Raw genomic sequence first — 11,853 nt, forward strand, 5'->3', positions numbered from 1 at the left:
TATTGAATTCGGGCAGTCGTTTATTGAATTCGGGCAACCTCCAATAATTTACATACAACCATTCAAGATATTTGTAATAATTAAGTCAATGCCCAATGCCCAAAGAATTTTAATGACTAAACTAGCGCCATAGTCCAGTGCGATCGCTACAATCTTAGGATAAGCAAAACTCAATGGTGCAGCAGATGCTCAAGCGGCTATTTCAATGGCTCAAAAAGCTTTTTCAGAGCTTGTTCGGTGGAAAACAGACTGCCTCAAAATCTAGAGGAAATGTGCCAAAAGAACCAGCCCCACCCCTAACCGATACGGATCTGGAATTTCTTTTCAACGAACTGTTGCAAGGAGTACATCAAGCACGAGGGGAAGCATGGGCGCAAAAGTGGCTGCATAATATTGAACATCGGATTTCAACTGAAGACTGGGTTGGGTGGTTAAGGCGTTTTGGCGACAGATTACTAGCATCACCTACACCTAATAATGAAATAGCTGCACGCTTAGTGCAATTGGGTGAGTTGAACATCGGAGAAATCGGAGATGTTGCCTATAGTATCGGAATGCAGTTGTTGACACGCAATCAAGGCGAACCGATTTGGGAATATGAAGGGCCAGATGCTTTTAGCACAACGATACCATCTGAGCCAACTAACTTCATATCAGAGTCAGTAGATACCCCAGAGAACCCCCCAGAGGCCCCAGAGGGAGAATACCAAACTGTCACCTTAGAAGAGTTGTTTGTGATGTTGCAGCAGGATGAAAACTTACGCCAGCAGATTGCTCAACAGCTTGGCGTCGAAACAGACGAGCCAGAACTGCTTGTCCAGGCATTAATCAATCAATTATATCCTGCTGGTCAATCGACTACAGAGCAAACAGAAAATTAACTAGTTGGCATCAAGGTCGAATCAGGGAATTGTAACGTTGTAATACTCTACTCTTGAAGTTTTGTATATTTTTTGCTAGCCTGCGACGGAAGCCCTGTCCCGATCTAATGGATTTTTACGTAATTGATGATTTTTTTAACACAACGATGGCTACAATCTAGAAAAACAAAATCCAATAGTGTGGCAGATGCTCAGGCGGATATCGCAGTCGCTTAGAAGGTTTTTAAAGCGCCTCATTGCAAGTAAGCAGGCTAGTTCTCTCAAGGGTACGAGAGAACAAAATCTGGTGGAGATGCTACCAGAACTAACCAATGCGGATCTGGAACAATTGTTTATCCAATTGTTAGAAGGCGTGCATCAAGCACGAGGACGACAGTGGGCATTGAGGTATCTGCAACGGGTAGAAAATCGCATTCCGGCTGAACGCTGGATAGACTGGTTGGTGATGTTTGGCGAAAGCTTGCTAGCTTCACCAGCACCAAATCCGCTTTTAGCAACAAAGATGGTGCAATTGGGAGAACTTGGTGTTGGCAGAATTGGAGATGTTGCTTATGACATTGGCATCCGGCTGATGCAAAACTCACCTACACAGATAGAGTATGAGGAGAATTATCCAGAAGAGGATTTAGAAATCACTCCTGGGCAAGAACTGATCCGCAATTTAGGCGAACAGTTATGGGAGTATGATGAGCCAAATGTAATAGAAACTACTCCAGGTCTTGAACTAATCCGCAGTTTAGGCGAGCAGTTATGGGAGTATGATGAGCCAGATGTGGTAGAAATCACAACCAATGAAGAAATTATCCCAACTTCGCCTGGGCAAGAGTTAATCCGCAGTTTAGGTGAGCAATTATGGGAGTATGATGAACCAGATGTTGAACCAATAACGTCAGCACCTGAAAATACCTCTTTTGAGGAAACATTCACTGAAAATTTAGAGGAACTGGTATTGGAGTATGAAAGGGATGATGCCCAAACCACAATACCCGAAAATTTCCCTCTCCCGGCAGCAGAAGATTCAATCACCTCATTAACCCAACTGAGGTTCGATAATCGTGATGAAGTTGCTCAAAATACAACACAAGCAAATCTCCTCTCTACTAGACAAAGAAGTGAATTAATAACTTCTCCCTCAGTAGAAACCTGGGATAACACTTTGACCAATTTAGAGCCAAATGTGGCTAATACATTAGATGAATTGTGGGTGAAATTGGATCAAAGTACCAATTTAGTCCAGCAACTTGCTTCTAACTTGGCAGTTCAAAGCAGTAATTCCCCTGGTATAATTGAGCAACATGGCAATGATCCTGTTACCCAGGCTCAAGGGTGGTTTTATCAAGGTCTAAGCCAAGCGAAAACAGGCGATTTGTTAGGCGCGATCGCATCTTATGACCAAGCCATTGAACTTCAACCAGAATTTTCAGAATATTGGTTTAACCGAGGCTTGACGCTGTTCCATTTAGAACGTTTTGATGAAGCGATCGCATCTTACGAAACCGCTACACAACTCAAACCCGACTTCTACAAAGCTTGGTACAATCGGGGTGGGACTCTCGGAGAATTAGGATATTTTGAAGAAGCGATCGCTTCTTTTGACAAAGCCATAGAAATCAAAGCAGATTACCAAGAAGCGTGGTCTAGCAAAGGTTTGGCACTGCTGAAATTAGGTTGGCTACCCGAAGCTATTTCTAGTTATGATCAAGCCCTATATTTGGAACCAGAAGACCAAGAAAACTGGTATCACCGTGGTATAGCTCTAGCTGTAAGCGAACAATTTACAGAAGCGATTATATCTTACGACAAAGCCCTAGAAATTAACCCAGAGTATCACGAAGTTTGGATAGACCGGGGTGTAGTGCTGTTTAATTTAGGAAGATGGTCAGAAGCGATCGCCTCCTGGGATAAAGCACTGTCAGTTCAATCCGACTTCTACTTAGCTTGGTACAACCGGGGTATAGCGTTAGACAACTTAGGACGTAGACAAGAAGCGATCGCCTCCTATCAACAAACGATCGCCATTAAACCCGACTTTCACTTAGCTTGGTATAATCAGGCAGTAGCATTGTTTTATTTAGAACAATATGCCGAAGCGATCGCCTGTTATGACAAAGCTTTGCAAATAAAACAAGATTATTGGGAAGCTTGGATAGGTCGGGGAACTGCGATCGGTCATTTAGTCAACTCTGAAGCATTGCAGATTTCGAGTAGTATAACAGCGACAAATCCCGCCTTACAACAGGGCGGCTACGAAGGAAAACTAGCCAGCTACGAAGAAGGGTTAAAGCATCTGCGGACAGATACCCATCCAGAAGGTTGGGGTAGATTGCATTTTGCGATCGCTAATACTTACTATGACCAAGGCAAAAAAAATACTAATCCCCGTGATTATTGGCGCAAAGCCGCATCTGAGTATCATCAAGCGCTGTTAACCCTCACACTAGAATATTTTCCTCTATTGCACCTAGAGGTTTTACAATCTTTAAGTAAAGTGCTGATGGGTTTAGGACAAACAACACAAGTTCAAGAATTACTACAACGTGGTACAGATTTACTGCGGCAATTGCTGAGTGAAGAAACTCGTTCAGACGAAAGTAAAAAACAGTTAGCCCTGAAATTTACAGGCTTTGATCAATTAGCAGTTGATTTAGCCGTAGAGTCCGGTGATTTAGTTGAAGCCTGGGAAATTGCCGAACAAGGCAAAAATGCTTGTTTAAACTGGCTGCTTTATGGCTGGAATGATAATATTTACTCGCCTTATTATGGCGCAATTCAACAACTATTTAATCCTACAACAGCAATTATTTACTGGCATATTAGTCCAGTCGCCTTACATACATTTATTCTCAAAGACCAAGCGCCATCACCGATTCTTCTATTTACACCCATGCAAGATACTGGGGCAATACCTTTAGGAGAAGACGCTATTCGTCTCAATGAATTACCTTTACCCGAAGCAGTACAACGCCTAATTGAATTTGAAACTTGGCTAGAAGATTGGCATCAACAATACCAGGAATATCACACCACGGCCCAAGATAAAGAAAGTAAAAGCCAGCATTCTTGGCGAGTTGATATGGAACAGAAGCTGTTTCAATTATATGAAATTCTGAATATTTCCACAATTGCACAGGAACTTGAAGGTATCACCCAACTGGTTTTAATTCCTCACCGTGACTTGTACAGATTGCCCATTCATACCCTTTTCCATCTTCCTTCCCCATCACCGGAAGCATTGCCGAATGTGGAGTCAAATTTCAGCGTTACTTATCTACCTAGTGCCCAAATCGGTTTATCAATAAGAACTGAAGATATCTGGCAGTGGCAAAACCAATTATTGCTCAGTGTTGAACATCCAGAAAATACAGCTTACCCCCCGTTGAAATTTGCCAAACTTGAGTCGGAAGTTATTAGCCAGATGTTCAATAATATCCAACGAATTCAAGGTTTAGAAGCCACAAAAGATATTGTTGAAAATGCCTTATTTAATAATTACAATATCTTTCATTTTACAGGTAATGTAATTAATAATCTGGCTGAACCCAAAAAATCAGAATTAGCATTAGCAGGTAAAGACAAACTTACTCTAGATGAAATCTGCCAACAAAACCTGGCAAGTTACAACTTGATTACCCTCTCTGCCTGTGAAAACTTAACTACTAGCAACCACACTATCAGCAGCGAATATGTAAGTTTAGTTACTGGTTTTGTGAGTCAAGGCGTTCCTCATGTAGTAAGTACTCTCTGGAGTGTAGAATCTTCAGCTAGTGCCTTGGTAATGATAGAGTTTTACCGACGATTACAGCCCAATAAATCAGCAGTTACAGCCTTAGCTGAAGCAACCAGATGGCTGAAAGAATTAACTGCTGGAGAACTGACAAAATGGTATGAAGATGTCTTGAATAATCTGCATCCTGAAGAAGTACGAATTCAAACTTATTTAGCGACACAACTATATAGAAATAGTAAAATGGCATCAGATAAAAATCTTTATAATCATCCTTACTACTGGGCAGCATTCACGATTACAGGTAAGCTGAATTAGAATAATTCGTAATTCGTAATTCGTAATTCGTAATTCGCAATTAAGTTTTGCAACGGGGATTTAGCGCAAAGTGCGGTCTTGGGATCTCCCCAAGAGGAGCAACTTTGCAAGATAGACCCCGCTACAAAACTTACCGCTTGTTAGAAGGGCGCATTAGTTATGAGGGGTGAAAAAGTTTGTAGTAAGGACTTTAGTCCTAGATTTTTAACCCAAGCGTGTTAGTTTATAATCTTTAGTTAAGCCTAATCTAACTCCCTGCGTCCTTCCAATGCCCTTGCCAGAGTCACCTCATCGGCGTACTCCAAATCACCACCTACAGGCAAACCAAAAGCAATCCGTGTCACCTTGGTAAATGGTTTCAATAGCTGACCGATATACAGTGTTGTTGTCTCACCTTCTACACTTGGACTAATTGCCAGAATTACTTCTTGAGGTTTTTGCTGACTCACCCGGCGCTGCAAAGCCAGTATAGTCAACTGTTCTGGGCCAATTCCATCAATTGGCGAAATCACCCCACCCAAAACGTGATATTTGCCTTTGTACTCGCGGGTTTTTTCCAACGCAATCACATCGCGGGGATCTGACACGACACAAATAGTTTTGTTGTCACGATTGGCATTGCGGCAGATTTCACAAACAGGTTCAGCAGATAGGTGAAAGCAAACAGAACATAAGCCTATCTGTTTTTTTGCCTCAATCAGCGCATGTGCTAAAGCTTCTACTTCTGCTTCTGGTCGCTTCAAAATATGCAAAGCCAATCGTTGGGCAGATTTGGGGCCAACTCCTGGTAGGCGTTGCAATTGCTCAATTAACCGTGCTAAAGGGCGTGCGTAAACCGTTGTCTTATCTCCAGAGTGTGATTACCTTAACTATGATGACATTCCTACAGAATTTTGGAAGGAAACGTTTTTGATTTAGTGATGAATCGCGTCTAGAAACACAATTCATCTGGTTTTATAGCTTTATCAACCAGGCGGCCAGTTCAACTGCCGTCCTCCTAAAATATGCAGATGTAAGTGGTAGACTGTCTGGCCACCATCATCACCAGTGTTGATAACAACTCGATAACCATTTTCCAGTCCAGCTTCTTTAGCAACACGTTTGGCGGTTAACAAAAGATGCCCCAACAAAGCATGATCCTGAGATTCAGCATCAGCTAGTGTGGGAATGGGTTTTTTGGGAATGACGAGGATGTGAACAGGGGCTTGGGGATGGATATCTTTGAATGCCAAGGCTAAATCATCCTCATAAACAATATCAACAGGAATTTCCCGACGAATAATTTTGCTGAAAATCGTTTCTGTAGTTTCACTCATACCAATCTACCTAATCATCTGCTAGAGATTTTAAAGGTTTACTGTAGCGACTAGATCATTTACACAAAAAACTTTTGCAAGAGTTTTTGTCATTAGAAGTACATATAACCAAAGCGGTGATGGGGTCGCAGTTTTCTTTTAAAGGGAGACACTAAGAGCGATCGCGGTTAACTTGTAATCAAAACAACTTGCCTTTAGGAGATTGACTTCATAACATATATCTCCCCGAAAAGCCTCACTTTTGAAAATTTTCTTTCCCAATATCGAGATAATCCCCGCTATGAATTAGCAGACGGAGAACTAATTGATATGGAACCCACTGGGCCACACGAAACGGTAAGTGGCATTGCAACCCAAGTTGGCATCTACCTTGTTGCAGAACAACTCCCCTGGTTTATTCCTCGCACTTGTTTAATTTATCCTTTTGCAGATACAGCTACAGCTCGCCGTCCTGATGTTGTAGTTCTTGATGAAACTGTTCTTGACGGTTAACCGCTTTGAGAGCGAGAACCCGTAATTACAATGGGACGCTCAATTAAATTGGTGGTGGAAGTTGTTAGCACCAACTGGGAAACCGACTATGCACGGAAAGTTGAAGAATATGCACTTTTAGACATTCCTGAATATTGGATTGTAGATTATCGGGGATTGGGCGGTGTAGCATTTATTGGTAAGCCTAAAGGGAGCATCCATTTTCGGCGGATTTACTTTTTTAGATAAACCATATAGTAGGGTTTTCGGAGTATCAAAATTATGTTTCTTCCAAAAGTGGATGTTCCCGTCATGATGGCGTGTGGAATCTGGTCAAAGAGTTTGGTCAAGGAGAGCATTTTCAGCGTTGGGAAATATTAGATTGGTATCATCTCAAGGAAAATCTTTATAAAGTTGGTAGTTCTCTAAAGCGGCTCAAAGCTGCTAAAACTTTTTTATGGCATGGTCAACTAGAAAAAGCTAAAGCTTTATGTGAACATTGTCGGGGCAAACAAGTTAAGAACTTTATTGCCTATCTTGAAAAACATTGCTCCCGCATTGTCAACTATAGCTATTACCAAGCTGAACAACTTTGTTCTATTGGTTCTGGTGCGGTTAAGTCTGCGATTAAACAGATTGGCGCTAGGATTAAAATTTCTGGCGCACAGTGGAATGTTGAGAGTGTCAACCAAATTCTTTCTGTTCGTTGTGCTTATCTCAATGGTTTGCTTGCTATTTAAGTATTTCTGCCAAAAGTGGATGCTCCCATCATGACCATCTCCCAAACAAACTAACGGGTTAACCAGACGCTGACTATTAACATAATCTAACTAATGATTGATTGTCATCAAAAAATGCACCACAGTAAATTCCTTGCAATCGAACGGTTTTATAGTCTCGCCAGTGACAGCCTACTTTAGGTTTACCTCTGAGTCGGACTTTTCCACCATCTACACTCACTTCTGAAACTACTTGCAATGCTAGCGGTAGTTGAAAATCTTGTTCGAGAACTAGTTTTTGTTGCGTTGAGTGACCAACTTTCACTCCTGTTAATGCCTCAATCTCAATTTCTGCTTTTTGATATGAAACATTAGCTGATAGCCTCAAACAACACTTTTGAAGTAATGGACTTAACCTACTTCTTGCTTTTAAACCTAGTCTTTGTAGCTGTTTGGTTTTAAGAGTCAATTCCCCTACTAGACTTTTTATTTTCCTGGTTTTACCAAATGATTGTTCCAGTTTCTTGTTCGATAAAAAAAGGGCTATTTCTGGGCTGACTAGTTCTAATACTTGACTGCGAACTGTTTTTTCTATGCCTTCGAGGTCTGTCAGCTTACTTTTGTCTGCTTCTTCATACAGGAGTGTTGACAATTCTTGTAAGCAGGCTTTGATCTGTTCTTCTTTGTCTTAGTTCATTGTCAGCGATCGCACAGGGTTATTTCCCTTTACATTTTCGCATAAGTGGTAAATCTTCCAAAACTGGATGCTCCCAGCCTAAACAACCTACATTCACCATTTGTCAATTAGTTGAAGACACCTATATTCAACAACAATACCGACTAAATCAAGCAATTAATTCGCCGCTTTTACCTGGCTTATAACTTCGCTTAGATGATATTCTCCCTCTTTAAATACATGATAAAGTTGAGGTGCGTAGGCGTAGCCCGTTGTAGACATCGCATCAAGCTAGAGTATGATTATTAAGGGTGAGTCACCTGCTTGAACCCTATCATTAGAGGTGCGTAGAAGCTCTGCTTCTTGTCGCCAGACATCGACCATAGTAAATTATTAGATGCATAGACCCTGGTTTTACAAGACCTAGATGTTACCAAAAAAACTGACTTTTTAAATATTCTTTTAGAACAATCTCTTAGGACAAATTTACTAATTGCGTAAGTGCCTTATTTAGCAATGACCTTTTTTTATAACTGATGTAGCTTGAAGATACAAAGGGTACGAAAGGGTTAAACCGAAAATATACGGTTACAGTATTGATTATTTATATACTTAAATCTGCAATTTAACTTGATACCCTAGACGGCTACGAACATCCACGATATATTTTGCAAATCGGACAGGATGCTTAACATACAATAATAATGCTATACCTTTGTAGTTGAAAATTTTAATAAACCACAAAGGCTTAAAAATCACAAAGCCGATTGCAACACAACCGTATTTGATGGCTAAATCAATTCTTTCAACAAAACGGCTCGGTAGCCAGTTAATCGACTGGTTGCTTGAAGAACATCGACCAGAGAAAAAAGGGTCTTACCGCAAGGAAGAACTACATCGCCAGCATCCTTGGTGGCAGGTCATGTGCTTGACTGGTGTAGATTATTTCTCAACCCTTGGCTATCAACCTGGGATTGCAGCACTGGCTGCTGGCGCTCTTTCTCCTGTAGCTACCCTAATTCTAGTTTTACTGACGCTCTTTGGAGCATTGCCAATCTATCGGCGCATTGCTGCCGAAAGCCCTCATGGTGAAGGGTCGATCGCAATGTTAGAGCGTTTGCTCCCTTGGTGGCAAGGCAAATTACTTGTACTGTGCTTACTCGGCTTTGTAGCAACTGACTTTATTATTACCATTACTTTGTCAGCTGCTGATGCTACAGCCCATATTATCGAAAATCCGCTAACGCCAAATTTGCTTCATAATCAGACGATCGCAATTACCCTAATATTAGTTGCATTACTAGGCGCAGTTTTCTTGAGAGGTTTCCGAGAAGCGATAGGTATTGCAGTCTTTTTAGTGGGAGTTTATCTGCTGTTAAACTTCATTATCGTTGGCCTTGGCCTGTATCAGATTTTAACTCACCCAAATGCGATCGCTAACTGGCAAACTGCACTTTTTGCCCGCCATTCCAACCCTTTGATATTATTTGGCATAGCTCTCCTTATATTCCCCAAGCTAGCACTGGGATTATCAGGGTTTGAGACTGGTGTAACCGTTATGCCCCTGGTAAAAGGTAGCAACAACAACACTCCGCACCATCCCAAAGGGCGGATTCGGAATACACGCAAGCTGCTTACCAGTGCTGCTCTAATTATGAGCTTCTTTTTGCTTACTACCAGCTTCATAACCACTTTACTAATTCCAACCGCAGAATTTGCTTCTGGGGGGAAAGCCAATGGACGGGCCCTAGCTTACCTGGCACATCTATATCTAGGCAATGGCTTTGGCACAATTTACGATTTAAGTACTATTTCGATTTTGTGGTTTGCAGGTGCATCCGCAATGGCAGGGTTACTGAATATTGTGCCTCGCTACCTACCGCGCTATGGCATGGCACCCAATTGGGCACGAGTAACGCGACCTTTGGTATTAGTCTACACAGCGATCGCCTTTGTTGTCACAATTATCTTCAGAGCAAATGTGGAAGCCCAAGGTGGAGCTTATGCAACTGGTGTGCTTGTGTTAATTACCTCAGCCGCCTTTGCCGTAACCTTATCAGCCCACCGTCACAGACAGAAGCGAGCAAGACTAGTATTTGCCATTATCACACTGTTATTTTTATATACCACTGTTGTTAATATCATCGAAAGACCAGAAGGTATTAGGATTGCTGGGTTTTTCATTGGTGCAATCATTTTTACTTCGTTGGTTTCTCGTGTTTGGCGTTCAACAGAACTACGAGCAGAGCGGATTGAAGTTGATGAACTTGCTGGTCAATTCATTGCCGAAGAGAGCCAGGGAGCAATACGCTTAATTGCTAATCGATTTAATACGGGTGATGTCCTAGAGTATTTTATGAAAGAGAAAGAAGTGCGCGAGGACAATCATATTCCACCCAACGATCCAATTCTTTTTCTAGAGATTCAGGTATCAGATGCTTCAGAATTTGCAGATATCATAAAAGTAAGAGGGGTGCAAGTTGGTGATTACCGCATCCTCCGGGCTGAGAGTGCAGCAGTACCTAATGCGATCGCGGCTTTACTACTTTATATTCGTGACCAAACAGGTAAAATTCCCCATGCTTACTTCGGCTGGGTTGAGGGCAACCCCATACAATATTTACTGCGTTTTATCTTGTTTGGGGAAGGTGATATTGCTGTAGTCACCCGTGAAGTACTCCGTCGGGCTGAAAAAGATCCCCATAAACGTCCTGGCGTTCATGTCGGGGGGTGAGGAAGAAAGGAGAGCAGGAGAGGGGGAGGCAGGGCAGGGCAAACGCATCTAAAGTACTCTTGATCACGATAAGACCCAACGAAAAATCAGTATTTCTGGCTTGATTTATTTTCCAAGGCTCAAAGTGATCCCTAAAATCTTTGTCAATAAGTAGGGATTAATGAGATTATTTTTGAGTTTATTCTCATTTATTCTCATAGACTAGTCTTATTGACATGATGCGTCCGCCCTGTTGGTTTGGCGGTATCGTGATTGAAATTATGATAGATGATGATTTGGCTAATTAGTAGAAACGCGGTGGCTATTACCCTCTACTGTAGTTACCGAGTATTTCCACTGAATGCTTAATTATAGAAAAACTTTTAGCTTATGCTCTATTCATAATTGTTATTTATAAAATACTTAAATTTTATAATTTAAACTATATTTGAACTCTTCACTACGGCTTCAAAGTTAGTAGTGTTTCCTTTACAGCTTCTTAAAGCTAATATCATTAATTTTATCATTGTGATAACAGCTCGAATGATTGATATTAGAGAAATAGTTTCAAGTAGAGTCAATTGAATCAGTGAATAAGAAATGGGCTATCAAACGCCTGACAATCAATCTTACATCAAGCGAAGCAGAGACGTTAGAGAAATACTGCTCAATAACAGGACGACCAGCAACGGATGTAATTCGAGAGTTAATCCGTTCTTTAACTGTTGAATCAACACCAAATACAAATTGAAAAGCATAGTTATAGAGCGTAGTTACTCATACCATTTCTTTGTGAGGCTGCGCCAAACCCTCTTAAATTGTTTCTTTCTTTGTGTCCTACCCTGCGGGAAGCCACTTCGTGTCTATGCGTCCTTTGTGGTTCGTTTTTCTTCCTTGTACTTAAATATGGTTGAGCGCATCTTCATACAGAATTGGTATCAGTAATTAAATGTACAAGTAAATGTTAACTTTCAAGAAGTAAATGTCCAAGCTGGTGGTTTTGGCACAGAAGCTGCTGATGCAGAAATGCGCTTG

Annotated in this window: 7 protein-coding genes and 4 pseudogenes; 7 read left to right on the forward strand and 4 right to left on the reverse strand. The window is 41.3% G+C overall.

Features of this window, described 5'->3' with window-relative positions; all coding sequences use genetic code 11:
- Positions 1-48 precede the first annotated feature (48 nt).
- On the reverse strand, positions 49-174 hold the full coding sequence (locus tag RMY00_RS28820) for a hypothetical protein (RefSeq protein ID WP_322650818.1): 126 nt from the start codon (positions 172-174) through the stop codon (positions 49-51).
- Positions 175-185: 11 nt separating this feature from the next.
- Here RMY00_RS28820 and RMY00_RS28825 point away from each other — a divergent pair, with 11 nt between their 5' ends.
- Both RMY00_RS28825 and RMY00_RS28830 read left to right on the forward strand, forming a co-directional pair.
- Positions 186-881 carry a hypothetical protein gene (locus tag RMY00_RS28825; protein WP_416212113.1) on the forward strand — a complete coding sequence of 232 codons (696 nt, stop codon included), beginning with the start codon at positions 186-188 and terminating at the stop codon, positions 879-881.
- Between the two features lie 187 nt (positions 882-1,068).
- The gene (locus RMY00_RS28830; RefSeq protein WP_322650820.1) at positions 1,069-4,923 is read left to right on the forward strand and encodes a CHAT domain-containing protein; all 3,855 of its coding nucleotides are present in this window, start codon (positions 1,069-1,071) and stop codon (positions 4,921-4,923) included.
- 242 nt (positions 4,924-5,165) lie between these two features.
- Here RMY00_RS28830 and recR read toward each other — a convergent pair whose 3' ends face one another.
- Together recR and RMY00_RS28840 are read right to left on the reverse strand one after the other, a co-directional pair.
- Positions 5,166-5,723, reverse strand: coding sequence for a recombination mediator RecR (gene recR / locus RMY00_RS28835; protein WP_244919309.1), 558 nt, complete (start codon positions 5,721-5,723; stop codon positions 5,166-5,168).
- 165 nt (positions 5,724-5,888) lie between these two features.
- Positions 5,889-6,239, reverse strand: coding sequence for a histidine triad nucleotide-binding protein (locus RMY00_RS28840; RefSeq protein WP_229497609.1), 351 nt, complete (start codon positions 6,237-6,239; stop codon positions 5,889-5,891).
- Positions 6,240-6,449: 210 nt separating this feature from the next.
- Here RMY00_RS28840 and RMY00_RS28845 point away from each other — a divergent pair.
- A pseudogene (locus RMY00_RS28845) lies at positions 6,450-6,920 on the forward strand (Uma2 family endonuclease); the annotation flags it as partial.
- A 101-nt stretch (positions 6,921-7,021) separates the two neighbouring features.
- Positions 7,022-7,450 (forward strand): annotated as a pseudogene (locus RMY00_RS28850) (ISKra4 family transposase); the annotation flags it as partial.
- 24 nt (positions 7,451-7,474) lie between these two features.
- Here the strand turns inward: RMY00_RS28850 and RMY00_RS28855 are convergent.
- Positions 7,475-8,102 (reverse strand): annotated as a pseudogene (locus RMY00_RS28855) (ISKra4 family transposase); the annotation flags it as partial.
- Between the two features lie 98 nt (positions 8,103-8,200).
- Between RMY00_RS28855 and RMY00_RS28860 the strand changes: the two are divergent.
- The 3 genes and pseudogenes from RMY00_RS28860 to RMY00_RS28870 all read left to right on the forward strand — a co-directional run.
- Positions 8,201-8,311: pseudogene (locus RMY00_RS28860) on the forward strand (Uma2 family endonuclease); the annotation flags it as partial.
- Positions 8,312-8,892: 581 nt separating this feature from the next.
- Entirely contained in the window at positions 8,893-10,839 is a 1,947-nt protein-coding gene (locus RMY00_RS28865) for an amino acid transporter (RefSeq protein ID WP_322650821.1), read from the forward strand.
- 559 nt (positions 10,840-11,398) lie between these two features.
- Positions 11,399-11,569 carry a CopG family transcriptional regulator gene (locus tag RMY00_RS28870; protein ID WP_322650877.1) on the forward strand — a complete coding sequence of 57 codons (171 nt, stop codon included), beginning with the start codon at positions 11,399-11,401 and terminating at the stop codon, positions 11,567-11,569.
- Positions 11,570-11,853 lie beyond the last annotated feature (284 nt).

This window comes from Nostoc sp. ChiVER01 (assembly GCF_034531155.1).
Lineage (GTDB): Bacteria > Cyanobacteriota > Cyanobacteriia > Cyanobacteriales > Nostocaceae > Nostoc.